The organism is Paracidovorax sp. MALMAid1276, assembly GCF_049198005.1.
GTDB lineage: Bacteria > Pseudomonadota > Gammaproteobacteria > Burkholderiales > Burkholderiaceae_C > Acidovorax.
Window position 1 is genome coordinate 1 of record NZ_JBMIRS010000053.1, and the last position, 16,086, is coordinate 16,086.

13 protein-coding genes and 2 riboswitches are annotated in these 16,086 nt (G+C 66.9%); of the genes, 3 read left to right on the forward strand and 10 right to left on the reverse strand.

All coding sequences use genetic code 11. The features are described from left to right. Positions 1 to 46: 46 nt before the first annotated feature. Complete coding sequence (locus ACOQFS_RS03180; RefSeq protein ID WP_421561524.1) at positions 47 to 820, reverse strand: SDR family NAD(P)-dependent oxidoreductase; 774 nt, start codon at positions 818 to 820, stop codon at positions 47 to 49. A gap of 23 nt (positions 821 to 843) precedes the next feature. Then, complete coding sequence (locus ACOQFS_RS03185) at positions 844 to 1,365, reverse strand: MarR family winged helix-turn-helix transcriptional regulator (RefSeq protein WP_421561525.1); 522 nt, start codon at positions 1,363 to 1,365, stop codon at positions 844 to 846. Positions 1,366 to 1,451: 86 nt separating this feature from the next. Between ACOQFS_RS03185 and ACOQFS_RS03190 the strand changes: the two genes are divergently transcribed. Then, complete coding sequence (locus ACOQFS_RS03190; protein ID WP_421561526.1) at positions 1,452 to 2,345, forward strand: EamA family transporter; 894 nt, start codon at positions 1,452 to 1,454, stop codon at positions 2,343 to 2,345. Positions 2,346 to 2,410: 65 nt separating this feature from the next. Here ACOQFS_RS03190 and ACOQFS_RS03195 read toward each other — a convergent pair whose 3' ends face one another. After that, positions 2,411 to 3,109 (reverse strand): RluA family pseudouridine synthase, encoded by a 699-nt coding sequence (locus tag ACOQFS_RS03195; RefSeq protein WP_421561527.1) that lies wholly within the window; start codon positions 3,107 to 3,109, stop codon positions 2,411 to 2,413. Continuing rightward, the gene (locus ACOQFS_RS03200) at positions 3,099 to 5,297 is read right to left on the reverse strand and encodes a PAS domain-containing hybrid sensor histidine kinase/response regulator (RefSeq protein WP_421561528.1); all 2,199 of its coding nucleotides are present in this window, start codon (positions 5,295 to 5,297) and stop codon (positions 3,099 to 3,101) included. Before ACOQFS_RS03200 ends, ACOQFS_RS03195 begins: the two co-directional genes overlap by 11 nt. 282 nt (positions 5,298 to 5,579) lie before the next feature. On the opposite strand from ACOQFS_RS03200, the gene ACOQFS_RS03205 reads away from it, so the two are divergent. Continuing rightward, positions 5,580 to 6,245, forward strand: a complete 666-nt coding sequence (locus ACOQFS_RS03205; protein WP_421561529.1) for an NAD(P)H-dependent oxidoreductase — start codon at positions 5,580 to 5,582, stop codon at positions 6,243 to 6,245. Positions 6,246 to 6,321: 76 nt separating this feature from the next. On the opposite strand, the gene ACOQFS_RS03210 is transcribed toward ACOQFS_RS03205, so the two are convergent. Both ACOQFS_RS03210 and ACOQFS_RS03215 read right to left on the reverse strand, forming a co-directional pair. Continuing rightward, complete coding sequence (locus ACOQFS_RS03210; protein ID WP_421561530.1) at positions 6,322 to 7,566, reverse strand: acyltransferase family protein; 1,245 nt, start codon at positions 7,564 to 7,566, stop codon at positions 6,322 to 6,324. Between the two features lie 297 nt (positions 7,567 to 7,863). Next, positions 7,864 to 8,274 (reverse strand): FKBP-type peptidyl-prolyl cis-trans isomerase, encoded by a 411-nt coding sequence (locus tag ACOQFS_RS03215; RefSeq protein ID WP_421561531.1) that lies wholly within the window; start codon positions 8,272 to 8,274, stop codon positions 7,864 to 7,866. Between the two features lie 145 nt (positions 8,275 to 8,419). Here ACOQFS_RS03215 and ACOQFS_RS03220 point away from each other — a divergent pair, with 145 nt between their 5' ends. Further along, a complete protein-coding gene (locus tag ACOQFS_RS03220; protein WP_047350942.1) occupies positions 8,420 to 9,526 on the forward strand; it encodes an IS5 family transposase in 1,107 nt (368 codons plus the stop codon). A gap of 298 nt (positions 9,527 to 9,824) precedes the next feature. Here ACOQFS_RS03220 and ACOQFS_RS03225 read toward each other — a convergent pair whose 3' ends face one another. The 4 genes from ACOQFS_RS03225 to gcvT form a co-directional block, all read right to left on the reverse strand. Next, entirely contained in the window at positions 9,825 to 10,805 is a 981-nt protein-coding gene (locus ACOQFS_RS03225; RefSeq protein WP_421561532.1) for an NYN domain-containing protein, read from the reverse strand. A 29-nt stretch (positions 10,806 to 10,834) separates the two neighbouring features. Beyond that, complete coding sequence (gene gcvP, locus ACOQFS_RS03230; RefSeq protein WP_421561533.1) at positions 10,835 to 13,744, reverse strand: aminomethyl-transferring glycine dehydrogenase; 2,910 nt, start codon at positions 13,742 to 13,744, stop codon at positions 10,835 to 10,837. Positions 13,745 to 13,820: 76 nt separating this feature from the next. Next, positions 13,821 to 14,195, reverse strand: a complete 375-nt coding sequence (gene gcvH / locus ACOQFS_RS03235; RefSeq protein WP_421561534.1) for a glycine cleavage system protein GcvH — start codon at positions 14,193 to 14,195, stop codon at positions 13,821 to 13,823. A gap of 97 nt (positions 14,196 to 14,292) precedes the next feature. Continuing rightward, a complete protein-coding gene (gcvT, locus tag ACOQFS_RS03240) occupies positions 14,293 to 15,438 on the reverse strand; it encodes a glycine cleavage system aminomethyltransferase GcvT (RefSeq protein ID WP_421561535.1) in 1,146 nt (381 codons plus the stop codon). A gap of 50 nt (positions 15,439 to 15,488) precedes the next feature. Then, positions 15,489 to 15,614: riboswitch (glycine riboswitch) on the reverse strand. Between the two features lie 21 nt (positions 15,615 to 15,635). Next, a riboswitch (glycine riboswitch) is annotated at positions 15,636 to 15,727 on the reverse strand. Between the last annotated feature and the right edge of the window lie 359 nt (positions 15,728 to 16,086).

Here is a 16,086-nt window from a genome sequence, read left to right on the forward strand (position 1 = left end):
GCCTTCAGCGCTTATCCATCAAGCGCTGGGTGCTATCAATATTGAACTAAGCATCGCGGACATCGGCCACCGGGTTGGTGCCGAAGTCCGCGCGGTCCAGCCAGGCGAGCACGCGGGTGGCGGCGTCCTGGGGCGATGTGAGCTGGCCGCCCGCCTTGAGGTTGGCGAAGTTCTGGCGGTCGGGGAAGGCGGCCGCGTCGGCGCCGCGCAGCTGCACCTGCATGTCGGTGTCGATCACGCCGGGTGCGAGCGAGCAGACCTTGGCGCCGTGGGGCTTGAGGGCCTCGTCCAGCGCCACGCAGCGGGTGAAGTGGTCCATGCCGGCCTTGGCCGCGCAGTAGGCGGCCTGCGAGGCCATGGCACGGCGGCCCAGGCCCGAAGAGATATTGAGCACCTTGCGCGGCACCGTCCACGCGTCCGTCGCGCCCAGAAAGGCGGCGGTGAGCTGCATGGGCGCCTCCAGCCCCACGCGCAGCGCATGGGCCAGGTCGGCCAAGTCGTTCGGGTGGGCGCTGGCCGACAGCGGGGCGATGCGCGGGATCACCCCGGCGTTGTTGATGAGCGTGGCGCTGGCAAAGGCCTCGGGGCCCTGGGCCTGCAGCCAGTCTTGCAGCTGCGCAGCAGCCTGCGCGCCTTGCGACAGGTCTTGCTGCCACTGGTGCAGCGTGGCGCCTGCGGCCTGGGCCACGTCGGCCAGCTCGGGGTTGGCGCTGCGGGCGATGCAGACGACGGTGTGGCCGCCCTGCAGCAGCTGCCGGGCCATGGCCAGGCCCATGCCGCGCGAGGCGCCGGTGAGGATGGTGAGATGAGGTTGAGACATCCCGCCATGTTACTGCGCGGTAGCTACCGGGCAGGATTCGGGGGTGACTCCAGCGCCGTCAGCAGCTGCGCCAGCCGCGCATCCAGCGCCGCAATGTCGCCCGCCTTGAGCGGCGCGAGGATGCGGTGCTCATTGGCCACGTGGGCCTCCACCGCCCGGTCGATCAGCGCGAGCCCGGCCGGCGTGAGCTGCACCAGCGAGCTGCGCGCGTCCGCCGGGTTGGGCAGGCGCTCGATCCAGCCGCTGGCTTCGAGCTTGCCCATGCGGTGCGTCATGGTGCCGGACGTGACCATGAGCGTGGAAAACAGCGTGGTGGGTGCCAGGCAGTAGGGCGCGCCGGAGCGCCGCAGCGTGGCCAGCATGTCGAACTCCCAGAAGGAGAGGCCGAACTCGGCAAAGGTTTCGTCCAGGCGCCGCTGCAGCAGCGCGGCACAACGCTTGATGCGGCCGAGGGGGCCCATGGGGCTCACGTCCAGGTCGGGGCGCTCGCGGTGCCATTGGCCGAGGATGGCGTCCACGGCGTCGGGTGGGGGGCGGTTGGCCATGGGTGCAACAGGGTCGTGGAGTTGATTTATCTTGAATTCAAGATTGTATGGTAGAGTGATTTATCTCGAAATCAAGATAAATAGTGATGACCACATCTCGCAGTTGCCCCTGGCTGGACGCCCTGTCCACGGCCCTGGCGCCCGTGATCTGGGGCTCCACCTACATCGTCACCACCGAGCTACTGCCGCCCGACCGGCCCTTCACCGCCGCGCTGCTGCGCACCTTGCCCGCCGGGCTTCTGCTGGTGCTGTGGTGCCGCCGCTGGCCGGCCTGGGGCGACTGGACGGGCTGGAGGCGCCTGCTGGTGCTGGCGGCGCTGAACATCGGGGTGTTCCAGGCGCTGCTGTTCATTGCCGCCTACCGGCTGCCGGGCGGCGTGGCGGCGGTGGTGGGCGCGGTGGGCCCGCTGGTGGTGATGGGCCTGACGTGGGCGCTGGACCACCGCCGCCCGCCCGCAGTGGCCCTGGCGGCCGGGGCCGCTGGCGTGCTGGGCATGGCGGCGCTGCTGCTGTCGCCGGGTGCGCGCTGGGACATGGTGGGCGTGGCCGCCGCGCTGGCGGGCACGCTGTGCATGTCGGCCGGCACGTTCTGGTCGCGCCGCTGGCGGTTCGACCTGCCGGTGCTGGCGTTTTCGGGCTGGCAGTTGCTGGCCGGCGGCATCATGCTGGCCCCCGTGGCCTGGGCGGTGGACCCGCCGCTGCCCACGCTCACCGTCACGCATGTGGCGGGCTACCTGTACCTCGGCGTGGTGGGTGCGCTGTTGTCGTATGCGGTGTGGTTCCGGGGGGTGGAGCGCCTGTCGTCCGTGGCCGTGTCGTCGCTGCTGCTCTTGAGCCCCGTCACGGCGGTGGTGCTGGGCTGGGCACTGCTGGGCCAGGCCATGCGGGGCCTGTCGCTGGTGGGCATGCTGGTGGTGCTCTCCAGCATTTTGGCGGTGCAGTGGGCGATGTCGCGGCCGGAATCATCGGAAGCATCCTGATGTACGAATGCTTCAATTTTGATAGCTGTCAGCGCTTATCAGGTAAGCGCTGAAGGCAAATATCATTAAAAATCAGCCGCCCAATCCAGCGCCAGCCACGCGCCGGTGGCGGGGTGGGTGAATGCCAGGTGGCTGGCGTGCAGCAGCAGGCGCGGGGCCTGTGCCAGGGTGGCGGCGTCGGCATACAGCGCATCGCCCAATATCGGGTGGCCGATGGCCGCCAGGTGCACGCGCAACTGGTGCGTGCGGCCCGTGACAGGTTCCAGCTCCACGCGCGTGGTGCGTGCTGCGGCGTCGTGCCCCAGCACGCGCCAGCGGGTGAGGCTGGGCTTGCCCAGCGCAGCATCGATGACGCGCAGCGGGCGGCGCGCCCAGTCGGCCGCGATGGGCAGGTCGATCTCGCGCCAGGCGCCGTCGCCTTGGCCCGCCAGCCCCTGCACCACGGCGTGGTAGCGCTTGTGCACCTGGCGCTCGGCAAAGGCGTGGCTGAGGCGGCGCTGCGCATCCAGGTGGCGCGCCATCAGCACCAGGCCCGAGGTGGCCTGGTCCAGCCGGTGCACGACGAGCGCGCCGGGCCAGCGCTGCTGTGCGCGGGCGCTCAGGCAGTCCTGCTTGTCCGGGCCGCGCCCGGGCACGCACAGCAGGCCTGCGGGCTTTTGCAGCACCAGCAGGTCGGCGTCTTCAAAGACGGCCTGTACGCTGGCGTGCACGGCGGCCTGCACGTCGGCATCCGCTGCCGCATGCCACGGCCCCTCAGTGCTCATCGCCCGCCACCAGGCGCTGCACCGTGGCGCACAGCTCCTGCACATCGTTGGGCTTGTGGATCAGCGCGCGCGCGCCTTCGGCCAGCGCGGCCTGCTCGATCTCGGCCGTGACGTAGCCCGAGGCCAGCGCCACCGGCAGGTCGGGGCGGATGAGGCGGGCCTCGCGCACCAGGTCCACGCCACAGAAGCCGGGCATGTTGTAGTCGGTCACCAGCAGGTCATAGCACTCGGGCGCGGCGCGCAGGGCGGCCGTGGCCTCGTGCGGGTCGGTGAAGCCGCTCACCGCATAGCCCTGCCGGCGCAGCAGGCGCTGCACCAGAAAGACCAGCGCCTGGTCATCGTCCACGTACATCACATGGGGCTTGCGCGGCGGGGGCGTGCAGCCGGGGTTGTCGGTGGGCGGCGGGCTGGATTGCGGTGCAACCACCACGTCCGCGGGCTCGTCGGTGGGTGCCGGGGCATCGGCCACGGCCACCGGGAAATAGAGCGTGAACCGCGCGCCGTGGCCGGGCGAGCTCTGCACGTCCACCGCGCCTTCGTGCGTGCGCATCACGCCGTGCACCACGGCCAGGCCCAGGCCGGTGCCCTGGCCCACGGGCTTGGTGGTGTAGAACGGCTCGAAGATGCGCTCGAGCGTCGCGGCCTCCATGCCCGGGCCGGTGTCGCGCACGGTCAGGGCCACATAGTCGGCCGGCGCCAGGCCCAGCCGCTCGCTCAGCCACTGGTCGGGCTGCACCACGGCGGCTTCGACATGGATGCTGCCGCGCTCCGCCCCCTGGCCCTGGATGGCATGGACGGCATTCGTGCACAGGTTGAGCAGCGCCTGCTCTACCTGCGTGGCGTCGCCCAGCACCGGCGGCAGGCCCTGCTGCAGCTGCATGTGCAGGTCGATGGATGGGGGCAGGGTCACGCGCAGCAGGCGCTCGGTGTCGTGCGCCACCTCGGCCAGCGCCACGGCCGTGCGGCGGGGGCGCTCGTTGCGGCTGAAGGTAAGGATCTGGCGCACCAGGTCGCGCGCGCGGCGCCCGGCCTTGTCAATCTCTTGCAGGCTCTCCAGCACCGGCGAGCCCGGGGCGTGGGCCGTGCAATCGGCCTTGGCCAGCTCCACATTGCCCAGGATCGCGCCCAGGATGTTGTTGAAGTCGTGCGCAATGCCCCCGGCCATGGTGCCCATGGCCTGCATCTTGTGCGACTCGCGCAGCTGCGCTTCCAGCTCGTTGCGGTGGGCCTCGGCCTTCTTGCGGCCGGTGAGGTCGCGGGCGAACACCGTGGTGGTCTCGCCCTCGGCGTGCCGCTCGAACGACACGCTCACCTCCACCGCCAGCTCCTTGCCGCTGGCGGTCAGGGCGGTCATCTCGCCCAGCAGCGCCTGGGTGGTGAGCTGCGCAAACGCCAGCGCCTGCGTGGCGTCGGGCAAAAAGCGGTCGAGCGTGCTGCCCAGCGCATCACCCGCGCTGCACTGGAACAGCGCGGCGGCCGTGGGGTTGAAGACCGTGATGCGCTGGTGCTGGTCCACGCAGATGATGGCGTCGAGCGCGGAATTGATGACGGCCTCCAGCCGCTTCTGGCTGGCGCGGATCTGTTCGTTGCGCTGCTGCAGCGCCTGCGCGCTTTCCTGCAGCGCGTGCCGCTCGGCCAGCAGCGGTCCCTGGTCGATGACGGCGCACAGGTACTGCGGCAACGGCGGGCCTTCGTCCTGCGGGGCCTCGATGCGCGCGATGTGCAGGTCGCCGGTGATGCGCACGGCCTCGTTGATCGCGAACACCACCTCGGTGACCTCGCTGTGCCCCAGGTCTTCGGCATGCCGGAAGGCCTCGCGCACGCGGGGCGCATCCTGCGCGCACACGAACGGCATCAAGGCGGTGAGCGGCCGGTCGCGCTCGGTGGGCTGGAACGAGCGATGCGCCATCGAATTGGCCTGCACCACCATGTCGTGCTCGTCCACCACCATCAGCGCCAGCGGCACGCGCGCAAACAGGGTTTCAAAGCGCTCGTAGGCGCTTTCCGCCACGGTCTGGCTGTAGCGCAGCACCTTGTTCTGGCTTTCCAGCTCGGCCTGGTAGGCGCGCAGTTCGGCCACCAGGTCACTGGCGGCGTCGCCGGGCTTGGCGGCACTGGTGCGGGCATGCGCTGCCTGGGCGGGCTGCCGGCCGGCCGGGTCCAGAAAAGACAGATCGGGTTCGCTCATGCTCTTTGAAAAAGCGGGTCGCCGGTGCGTGCCCCCGCGCGGGGCGGGGGCGGGGCGTGGAAGTTTGCGAACGAGTGTACGCCCCGCAGCAGGCAGTGCGTGGTGCGAACCCGGGTGCGAACTCCGGTGCGAACCCCGATGCAAGGGGGCTGGCGGGGTGGGTGGCGTCCCATTGTTGATGGATTGCGAACAATCCTTTTCCGCAGATGGGCTTACCGAACGGCGGGCCGCCGCCTAAAGTTTCTCCACCCTCACCATAACCCTCTTCTTTTTCGGAGCCCCATGACCACCAACCCCACCTACCAAGCCGCCGCCTACCCGCTGCTGGACCAGCTGCAATGGCGCTATGCCGCCAAGAAAATGAACCCCGCCAAGGCGGTGCCGCAAGACAAGGTGGACCGCATCCTGGAGGCCGCCCGCCTGGCCCCCACGTCCAGCGGCTTGCAGCCGTTCGAGATCATCGTGGTGACCGACCCTGCCGTGCGCGCCCGGATCCAGCCCATCGCCTGGAACCAGGCGCAGATCACCGATGGATCGCACCTGCTGGTGTTTGCGGCCTGGGACAACTACACGGCCGAGCGCATCAACATGATGTTCGACTTGACGAACGACCAGCGCGGATTCAAGAACGAAGGCTGGGAAAACTACCGCCAGATGCTGCTGAACAGCTACCCGCAGCGCGACGCCGAAGTGAACTTCCAGCACGCCGCCCGCCAGGCCTACATCGGCATGAGCGCAGCCCTGATCGCCGCCGCGTTCGAGCAGGTGGACTCCACCCCGATGGAGGGCTTTGACCCCAAAGCGCTGGACGAGATCCTGGACCTGCGTGCGCGCGGCCTGCGCAGCGTGGCCATCATGCCGCTGGGCTACCGCGCCGATGACGGCGACTGGCTGGTGAACCTGAAGAAGGTGCGCCGCCCGCGTGAGCAGTTCGTGACCGAGGTCTGATCGGCCGCGACATTTCGCAGCCGCCCCGGGGCATGCGACGCGCCTCGTCGCGCAGCGACCCGCGCAGGTGCGCCGGTCAGTGGATGACAGTGGCCTGCGGGCAGTGCGCGCGCGTGTGGCGCTTGCCATTCAGAAGCTGGCCCAGGGCGCCAAAACGCACCACGAGGTGGTAGCTGGCCAGGCACACTGCGGTGGTGGCCGCGATGTTGAGCACGATCTTGGCCCCTGCGGGCCAGGGCAGGCCGAACATCAGCGCGCCAAAGCCGATGGTCAGCGGCATGTGCACCAGGTACACCCAGTACGAGCTGTCGGCCAGGTAGGAAAGCGCCGGATGCGGTTGGCGCAGGTGGGCGGCAAACAGGCCGATGAGCGCGAAGCTCAGGCACCAGGCGGCGGCGTTGTAGGCGAACGCAAAGGCCACGCGCGGGGCCAGGGGCAGCGTGAAGCTGTCGCCCGTTGCGTGCCAGAAAATCGCTCCCGATGCCATGAAGAGCAGCAGCCCTGCCACCGCGTACCGCCGCCAGCGCCGCATGTCGTGTTGCAGCAGGTCGTGCCGTTGAATGTAAAGCGCCAGCCCGAATGCATAGAACAGCCCGTTGTGCGCCCATTCCGTCCAGTGCGGAAGGAACGATTCCGATGGGTGCACGAGTCCGTCGCCGTGCTGCGCCCCCACGGCGGCCAGGGCGGCAGCCAAAAGGGCAATCCCCCACGGTGCGCGGCCCAGGGTGCCAGCCCAACGGTGCAGGAGCGCCGCCCCTGCGGCGGGTGCTGCGCGCTGCAGCAGCCATTGCGCCAAAGGGGTGAGCAGGCTCAGCCACAGCAGCATCCACAGAAACCACAGGTGCAGGGTGATGGGCCCCTCGGGAACCCCCGGCGTCCGTGGCATGATGGTGGGGTCGAGCCCCCAGGTGCCCCGCACCATGCGGTGCACAAAGGCCAGTGCAAACACTGCGCACAGCACATAGACGGGCGGCCAGAACACGGCGAATGGCAGCGCCAGCCGACGCAGCCGGTGCCGCACCAGCGCGCGCGGCCCGCGCTGTTCCAACAGCATCGCCACGAAGAACCCTGCCAGCAGGAAGAACACGGGCATGCGAAATGCGTGGATGAAGGCCACAAGAACATCGGCCGCCAGCGTGGTCTGGCTGTCGCGCCACGGAAGAAGGCGCTGCCCCGTCATGTGGATCACGCCCACATGCAGCACGATGCCCAGCCACATCATGGCAGCGCGCAGGTTGTCCAGGGCGTACAGGCGTGTAGAGACGGGTGCTGCGGCGTGGGGAAGCACGCCGGGCGCGGCGGTGTCATGAAGGGTGGTCATGGTGCGTGCAAAGTTTGCGCGGCCACTGTGCACCCTCACGCTGGGTGAGGGTCAAGGGCCTCCCGGATTCCAACCCGACAGCGTTTCACGCCGCTGAGTCTCGCTCTCCTGTCGTGACGACGTCCCTGCAAGGCTTTCTTGTCGGGCCATCCCTGAGGACAGTCAGCAGGTAGGCCCGGATGGGCCCACTGAGGGGCGATCCCGCCTGCAGCAGTGATTCCCGGGTCACGGCGTAGAACAGCATTTTGGCGCGTTCCAGCGCAGCCCGGCGGCAGTGGCCTCCGGGAGGCGCCTGGCTTACTTGCGCACCGAGATCAATTCGATCTCGAAGTTCAGCGTCGCATTCGGAGGAATCACGCCACCCGCGCCAGCAGCGCCGTAGGCAATGGCGGGTGGGCAGGTCAGCTTGGCCTTGCCGCCGGGCTTCATGCGCTGCACGCCCTCGGTCCAGCAGGGGATCACGCGGTTCAGCGGGAACTCGGTGGGTTCGCCGCGCTTGTAGGAACTGTCGAATTCCTTGCCGTCGAGGAAGGTGCCCTTGTAGTGCACCTTCACGGTGTCCGTCGCCTTGGGTGATTCGCCCGCGCCGTCCTTGAGAGACTCGTACACCAGGCCGCTGGCGGTGGTGACGGGGCCGGTGGACTGGGCGTGGACGGTGGCCAGCGGGGCTGCCACCAGGACGGTAAGCAGAACGAGCTTAGTTCGCATGGGATCTTTCGAAACAAGTGAAAAAGGCCAATGTTAGGCCCTTGTCGGTTAGCAGGCTGCTGAAATACTCCCCACCGTCGTTTCCCGGTTGACGTCTTGCCAGGACAATTGAGGCAACCCAACCGACCAGACAGACAAGCCAGACATGCGCGGAGCCGACACCTTCACCGAGAGCCTGTTCACCATGCGCCACCTCGATGACTTCGTGCCCGCCGATCACCCCTTGCGCGTGATCCGTGTGATGGTCAATAAAGCCCTGGCCAACATGGACGAGCTGTTTGCCCGGATGTATGCGGCCGACATCAAAGGCGGGCGCCCCAGCATTGCTCCCGAAAAGCTGCTGCGCGCCATGCTCATCCAGGTGCTCTACAGCGTGCGCTCGGAGCGCCAGCTCATGGAGCAGACCCAGTACAACCTTCTGTTTCGCTGGTTCATTGGCCTGGCCATGGACGATGCCGTTTGGGTGCCCAGCGTCTTCAGCAAGAACCGCGAACGCCTGATCGAGCACGATGCGGTCATCGAGTTCTTCAATCAGATCGTGCAACAAGCCCAGGAGCAGGAACTGCTCTCGGGCGAGCACTTCAGCGTGGATGGCACCCTGATCCAGGCCTGGGCGGGCCACAAGAGCTTTGTGCGCAAAGATCGCCAGGGCGACGACGATACGGACGCGGGCAACTTCAAAGACCAAAAGCGCAGCAACGACACCCATGAATCCACCACGGACGGGGACGCACGGCTGTACCGCAAGGGCAAGACGGCCAGCGAGTTGCGCTTCATGGGCCACACACTCACCGACAACCGCCATGGGCTGGTGGTCAGTGCCGTGGTCACCCAGGCCGACGGACATGCAGAGCGCGAAGCGGCCAAGGCCATGATCAACGATGCGCGACAGGCACTGCCCGGCGATGACCCCATCACGATCACGCTGGGCGCAGACAAGGGTTACGACGCCAAGGAGTTCATCGACGCGCTGCAAGAGATGAACGTGCTGCCCCATGTGGCGCAGAACAAATCAGGTCGTCAATCGGCGGTGCCTGACAGGATCGCGGGCAGCGAAGGCTACGCCATCTCCCAGCAAAAGAGAAAGCTGATCGAACAAGGCTTTGGCTGGGCCAAGACGGTGGGGCACATGCGTCAGGTGGTGGTGCGCGGGATCAAGAAGGTGGACCAGATGTTTGTGCTGACGATGGCGGGCTACAACCTCACGCGGTTGCGCAGCTTGGGGCAAATCCGTCTGCAGGGGCAGGTGTAAAGGAAAAAGGATCAGAAAACCGTGCTTTGCGACTGAAAGCAGGCGATTTTGAGGGGTTGACTTTCAGGATACGGAAAAATGCGGCTACAGCCGCTGAACAGGTTCGGACGCTGGGGAGTATTTCAGCAGCCTGTTAAGGGGCTGACGTTGCCGACGTCATGTCACTCGCCGGTACGTGCGGCTCTGGCCGGGCGCTTACGGTTTGTCCAATCCGTAGGCACTGGCTGGCGGAGCTGGAGCGGAATGGCGAACGGGTAGAGACGGCTTTGCGGGGCGGGCGTGTTGGCTGACGCCGACACTACGACGCAACGGGTGTTTGCATCCGCATGCCGTCGTTGGTGATCTCAACGTGATCCACTTTGCTCAGAAGCTCAGGAAAACTTTCGAATCCATATTCCTCCCAGTTCCAGCGCGGTTTGACGTACTTTCCGACCACGTCCAGGTTGGCCCAACCCTTGGCGCTCTTGAACCTGTTGAAAGCGTCATCGAGCAATCTGATGAGTTCGCCAAAAGGGATTTTTCGGCAGTACATGCGGTTCGCTTCGTCGGTGCGAAATTGCAAGCCTCTCAAGTCGCGGAGCATGCCTGAGAGTTTTGCATAGCCGTAAGTACGCGAATCGAAATCTGGCCGTGTTTCGCTGATGACGTTGCCGATCTTGCCAACGAAAGCCCAGCCAGTAGCTTCGTCGGTCGCATCCTTGATGGACTTGTTCAGCAGGCTCTTGATGGCGCTGTCCATTTGCCTCGGCTTGACCGCAAGCTTTGCAGCGTCGGGTGGTTCGGACAAGGCTGAAGCCGATGCGATACCGACTTCATCCTTTTGCTTCTCCGCTTCACCGAGGTTTTCAATGTAGAAGAACCGGTCGCAGGCTTGCCGGAATGCTTCTGGCGTGTTCACTTTCCCGAACCCGTAAACCACTCGCCCCGATGCCCGGATACGCGAGGCCAGCGGCGTGAAATCGCTGTCGCTGGAGACCAGGCAGAACCCGTCGAAGTGGCCGCTGTAAAGCAAATCCATCGCATCGATGATCAGCCCCATATCGGTGGCGTCTTTGCCCTTCGTGTAGGCGAACTGCTGGATCGGCACCAGCGCGTGCTTGAGAAGTATGCTGCGCCAACCATGGAGCATGGGACTGCTCCAGTCGCCGTAGATCCGCTTGACACTGGCAATGCCGTACTTTGCGATTTCCTCCAGCAAGTTTTGCGCACACGCGGCCGTCGTGTTGTCTGCGTCTATGAGGACCGCCAGCTTTGCTGGTTTCAAGCTCTCGTTGGACATCTTCAGGTTTACCAATATGGGGCGGCGCCTCAGGCGTAATCCGACACCGGAATGCAGCTGCAGCTCAGGTTGCGGTCACCCCACACGTTGTCCACGCGGCCCACGGGCGACCAGTATTTGACCTGGCGCAGGGCGGCCACGGGGTAGGCGGCGGCTTCGCGGGTGTAGGGGCGGGTCCATTCGCCCGAGAGCAGGTTCTCGGCCGTGTGCGGGGCGTTCTTCAGCGGGTTGTTGTCCTGCGGCAGCTTGCCGGCTTCGATCTGGCGGATCTCCTCGCGGATGGCGATCATCGCGTCGATGAATCGGTCCAGCTCGAACAGCGTTTCGCTTTCGGTGGGCTCCACCATCAGCGTGTTGGGCACGGGGAAGCTCAGCGTGGGCGCGTGGAAGCCGTAGTCGATCAGGCGCTTGGCCACGTCTTCGGCCATCACGCCGCTGGTTTCCTTCAAGGCCCGCAGGTCCAGGATGCACTCGTGCGCGACATGGCCGTTGGCGCTGGCGTACAGCGTGGGGTAGTGGTCCTTCAGGCGCGCGCTGATGTAGTTGGCACTCAGGATGGCGGTTTCGGTGGCGGCTTGCAGGCCCACGGCGCCCATCATGCGGATGTACATCCAGCTGATGGGCAGCACGGCGGCGTTGCCCAGGGGCGCGGCGCTCACCGGGCCCACCTTGCCGGCGGCCGGTGTCAGCGGCTGGTCGCCCTGGCCGGGAAGGCCGGGCAGGAAGGGCACGAGGTCTTCCACCACGCACACGGGACCCACACCGGGGCCGCCGCCGCCGTGCGGGATGCAGAAGGTCTTGTGCAGGTTCAGGTGGCTCACATCGCCGCCGAACTCGCCGGGGGCGGCCACACCCACCAGGGCGTTCATGTTGGCGCCGTCCACGTACACGCGGCCGCCGTGGCTGTGCACCAGGGCGCAGAGTTCCTTCACCTGCGTCTCGAACACGCCATGGGTGCTGGGGTAGGTGATCATCACGCAGGCAATGTTGCCGCTGTGCTGCTCGCACTTCGCCTTCAGGTCGGCCAGGTCCACATTGCCATTGGCGTCGCAGGCCGTCACCACCACCTGCATGCCCACCATCTGCGCGCTGGCGGGGTTGGTGCCGTGCGCGCTGCTGGGGATGAGGCAGATGTTGCGGTGGCCTTCACCACGCGATTGGTGGTAGGCCTGGATGGCCAAGAGGCCCGCGTATTCGCCCTGGCTGCCGGCATTGGGCTGCAGGCTGATGCCGGCATAGCCGGTGGCCTCGCACAGCCAGGCGCGCAGCTGCTCGTCCAGCTCACGGTAGCCCTGCTGCTGGTCGGCGGGGGCAAACGGGTGCATGTGGGCAAACTCGGGCCAGGTGATGGGAATCATCTCGCTGGTGGCGTTGAGCTTCATGGTGCAGCTGCCCAGCGGGATCATGCTGCGGTCCAGCGCCAGGTCCTTGTCGGACAGCTGGCGGATGTAGCGCAGCATGCCGGTTTCGGAGTGGTGGGTGTTGAACACCGGGTGCGTGAGGAAACTGCTGGTGCGGCGCAGCGCGGCCGGGATCAGTGGCTCGATGCCGTTCTCGAAAGCGTCAAAGGTGGGCAAAGCCTGGCCGTCCTGGGCGAAGATCTTCCACAGCAGCTCGATGTCGGCACGCGTGGTGGTCTCGTCCAGGGCAATGCACAGGTAGTTTTCGAAGTAAATTCGCAGGTTTGCGCTTGCCTGTATTGCCTTTGCAGCTATTGATTTGGTAGCACCGTCGGTTTTCAGCACCAGGGTGTCGAAGGTGGCCTGCTCACGCACCGGGGCGCCCAGCTGCGTGAGGCCCCGGGCCAGGATGGCGGTGTAGCTGGCCACGCGCCGGGCGATGCGCGACAGGCCTTCAGGGCCGTGGTACACGGCATACATGCTGGCGATCACGGCGGGCAGCACCTGGGCCGTGCAGATGTTGGAGGTGGCCTTCTCACGGCGGATGTGCTGCTCGCGCGTCTGCAGCGCCAGGCGGTAGGCGGGCTTGCCGTGCGCATCCACGCTCACGCCCACCAGGCGGCCGGGCAGGCTGCGCTTGAATTCGTCGCGGCAGGCCATGAACGCGGCATGCGGGCCGCCCGCGCCCATGGGCATGCCAAAGCGTTGGGTGCTGCCCACCACGATGTCGGCACCCTGTTCGCCGGGCGGCGTGATCAGCGTCAGGGCCAGCAGGTCGGTGGCCACGATGAAGGCGGCCTGTTTGGCGTGGGCCTTTTCCACGTCGGCGCGCAGGTCGTCGATGCGGCCGCTGGTGGCGGGGTACTGGGCCAGCACGGCGAAGTAGTCGCCGGCCAGCAGGGTTTCCCATTCGTCGGCCGAGTTGGCCAGGCGCACCTCAATGCCCAGCGGTGCGGCGCGGGTCTGGATGACTTCAATGGTCTGGGGATGGGCGTCGCCGGCCACCACGAAGACGTTGCTCTTGGCCTTCACCGAGCGCTTGGCCAGCGTCATGGCCTCGGCCGCGGCGGTGGCTTCGTCCAGCATCGACGCGTTGGCAATCGGCATGCCCGTCAGGTCACAGACCATGGTCTGGAAGTTGATCAGCGCCTCCATGCGGCCCTGCGAGATCTCGGCCTGGTAGGGCGTGTAGGCCGTGTACCAGGCGGGGTTCTCCAGGATGTTGCGCAGGATGACGCCCGGGGTGAGCGTGCCGTAGTAGCCCTGACCGATGAAGCTCTTGAGCACCTTGTTCTTGCCCGCGATGGCCTTGAGCTCGGTCAGCGCCGCCGCCTCGGTGGTGGCCGGGGGCAGGGCCATGGCCTGGCTGCGGGCGATGGAGCGCGGCACGATGGAGTCGATCAGCGCGCGGCGCGAGGCCTCGCCGATCACGGACAGCATGTGGGCTTCATCTGCCGCGTCGATGCCGATGTGGCGGGGCAGGAACTCGGTGGCGTTCTCGAGTGTTGCGAGGGAGGGCAGGGGGGCTTGGGCGGTCATCGGCGGCGGCGGCATCAGGGCAGAAACAATGGCCCGGCAGGGGGAATGCCGGGCCGCGAAGGGACAAGGGGGCCGGTCAGGCGTTCTTGGCGAACTCGGCGTAGGCCGGCTCGTCCATCAGCGCGTCGAACTGCGCCATGTCGGTCACGTGGACCTTGAAGAACCAGCCGGTGCCCATCGGATCGCTGTTGGCGAGGGACGGGTCGGCACGCAGTGCCTCGTTCACCTCGACCACCTCGCCCGAAACGGGCATGTAGACGTCAGCGGCTGCCTTCACGGACTCGACCACGCCGGCCACTTCACCTTGCGTGAAGGTCTTGCCCACCTCGGGCAGGTCCACGAACACCACATCGCCCAGCGCATCCTGCGCGTGCAGCGTGATGCCCACGGTGGCGGCTTCGTGGTTGGAGATGTCGATCCACTCGTGATCCTTGGAATATTTGACGGTCATGGGGGCTCCAGAAATGAAATGAAAGGGAAAACAGTTGAATGTGCCGATGCCGACCGCGACTGTAGCCCGGCCGGCGCCGGCGGGGTGTCAGACAGTGTCAGCCGCGGTAGTAGCGCGCCGGGGTGAAGGGCATGGCCCGCACTTCCATGGGCACGGGCTTGCCGCGCACGATGGCGTGGACGCGCGTGCCGATGGCGGCATGGGCCGGGTCCACATAGCCCATGGCCACGGGCTCGTTGACCGTGGGGCCCAGCAGGCCGCTCGTGACTTCGCCGATCTTCTCGCCGCTTTCGCTCTGCAGTTCGGTGTGCTCGCGCACGGGCACGCGCTCCAGCGCCACCAGGCCCACGCGCTTGCGCGGCAGGCTGGCGGGGTTGTCGATCTGGGCCAGCACCTTGTCGGCGCCCGGAAAGCCGCCCGCCCGCGCGCCTCCGGTGCGGCGCACCTTCTGGATGGCCCAGTTCAGCGCGGCCTCGGGCGGGGTGGTGGTGGTGTCGATGTCGTTGCCATACAGGCACAGGCCGGCCTCCAGGCGCAGCGAGTTGCGCGCGCCCAGGCCGATGGGCTTGACTTCGGGCTGGGCCAGCAGTGCGCGAGCCAGGGTGTCTGCCTGCGCGGCGGGCACAGAAATTTCAAAACCGTCTTCGCCGGTGTAGCCGCTGCGGGTCACGAAGCAATCGCAGCCCGCAATGCTGAAAGCGCCGCCGGTCATGAACACCAGCTTTTCCACGCCGGGCGCGAGGCGGGCCAGGGCCGTGGCGGCCTGCGGGCCTTGCAGTGCCAGCAGGGCATGGTCGGGCATGGGCACCACTTGGCAACGCTGGCCGATGCGCGCCTGGATGTGCGCAATGTCGCCCACCTTGCAGGCGCCGTTGACGATGACGAACAGCGTGGGCTCGCCATCCACCACGCCCTGGTTGAAGAACATCAGGTCGTCGATGATGGTGCCCTCGTCGGTCAGCAGCAGGCCGTAGCGCTGCTTGCCCACGGGCAGGTCGATCACGTCGACGGGCATCAGCGTTTCAAACGCCGCAGCGGCATCCGCACCGACGAGCTTGAGCTGGCCCATGTGCGACACGTCGAACAGCCCGGCCGCCGTGCGGGTGTGCGCGTGCTCGGCCATCAGGCCCGCGGGGTACTGCACGGGCATCGAGTAGCCTGCAAACGGTACCATGCGGGCGCCCAGCTCGATGTGCAGGGCGTTCAGGGGCGTGGTGAGCAGGGGGGCAGCGGTGGCAGACATGGGCGGAACTCCGGGGCAAATGGGGGCCGTGGCCACACGGTGACCACGGGATTTGCCCTGCTGTCCGCTTTACCTGAGAGATTCACCGCAGCGCCCTGGCTGGCCGTGCGGCTTGCTCCTTCGGTGGGTGGCCTCGTCGCGCGTGGGGCGGGCCACCTCTCTCCAGCAAGGGAACGCCCGCATCACTGCGGGCGGTTGCCAGTCCTTTTGCCTGAGCGTTCGGCTGCTGCCTGCGCCTTCGGCGGTGCCACTGGGCCTTCGTGGCGAAGGCGGGGCACTCTCTCCTGACCCGGGGATTCTAGTGCAGCGTTTGACGCTTGATGGCACAAACAAGAAAAATGGATTTTTGGCACCGGCAAGGCGCAAACCGCAGGGATACCGGGCGGTATCGCGAGGATTTGCAACGCGGCCAGGGCCGAAAAGACGTTTTCTTGTGTGTCAGGAGCCTGCGCGGCAGAAAGAACATCGGCTGCAACGCGCGATAAACCGGTCTCGCGCGGTGCTACCGCCTGCGCCCAGGGGACTACCCTGGGCTCGTCGGTAGCACCACGCGATCCTCGGTTTTCGCGCGTTTCGCTTCGATGCCTTCTACCGCTCAGACTCCTGGGGCGCGAAGCGGTGTTGCAGCGGCCGGGGCTGGTGGACGTT

Bases quoted from the DNA above. Each gene is read 5' to 3' on its own strand.
- ACOQFS_RS03180 (WP_421561524.1), bottom strand. From the start codon at position 820: ATGTCTCAACCTCATCTCACCATCCTCACCGGCGCCTCGCGCGGCATG.
- ACOQFS_RS03185 (WP_421561525.1), bottom strand. From the start codon at position 1,365: ATGGCCAACCGCCCCCCACCCGACGCCGTGGACGCCATCCTCGGCCAA.
- ACOQFS_RS03190 (WP_421561526.1), top strand. From the start codon at position 1,452: ATGACCACATCTCGCAGTTGCCCCTGGCTGGACGCCCTGTCCACGGCC.
- ACOQFS_RS03195 (WP_421561527.1), bottom strand. From the start codon at position 3,109: ATGAGCACTGAGGGGCCGTGGCATGCGGCAGCGGATGCCGACGTGCAG.
- ACOQFS_RS03200 (WP_421561528.1), bottom strand. From the start codon at position 5,297: ATGAGCGAACCCGATCTGTCTTTTCTGGACCCGGCCGGCCGGCAGCCC.
- ACOQFS_RS03205 (WP_421561529.1), top strand. From the start codon at position 5,580: ATGACCACCAACCCCACCTACCAAGCCGCCGCCTACCCGCTGCTGGAC.
- ACOQFS_RS03210 (WP_421561530.1), bottom strand. From the start codon at position 7,566: ATGACCACCCTTCATGACACCGCCGCGCCCGGCGTGCTTCCCCACGCC.
- ACOQFS_RS03215 (WP_421561531.1), bottom strand. From the start codon at position 8,274: ATGCGAACTAAGCTCGTTCTGCTTACCGTCCTGGTGGCAGCCCCGCTG.
- ACOQFS_RS03220 (WP_047350942.1), top strand. From the start codon at position 8,420: ATGCGCGGAGCCGACACCTTCACCGAGAGCCTGTTCACCATGCGCCAC.
- ACOQFS_RS03225 (WP_421561532.1), bottom strand. From the start codon at position 10,805: ATGTCCAACGAGAGCTTGAAACCAGCAAAGCTGGCGGTCCTCATAGAC.
- gcvP (WP_421561533.1), bottom strand. From the start codon at position 13,744: ATGACCGCCCAAGCCCCCCTGCCCTCCCTCGCAACACTCGAGAACGCC.
- gcvH (WP_421561534.1), bottom strand. From the start codon at position 14,195: ATGACCGTCAAATATTCCAAGGATCACGAGTGGATCGACATCTCCAAC.
- gcvT (WP_421561535.1), bottom strand. From the start codon at position 15,438: ATGTCTGCCACCGCTGCCCCCCTGCTCACCACGCCCCTGAACGCCCTG.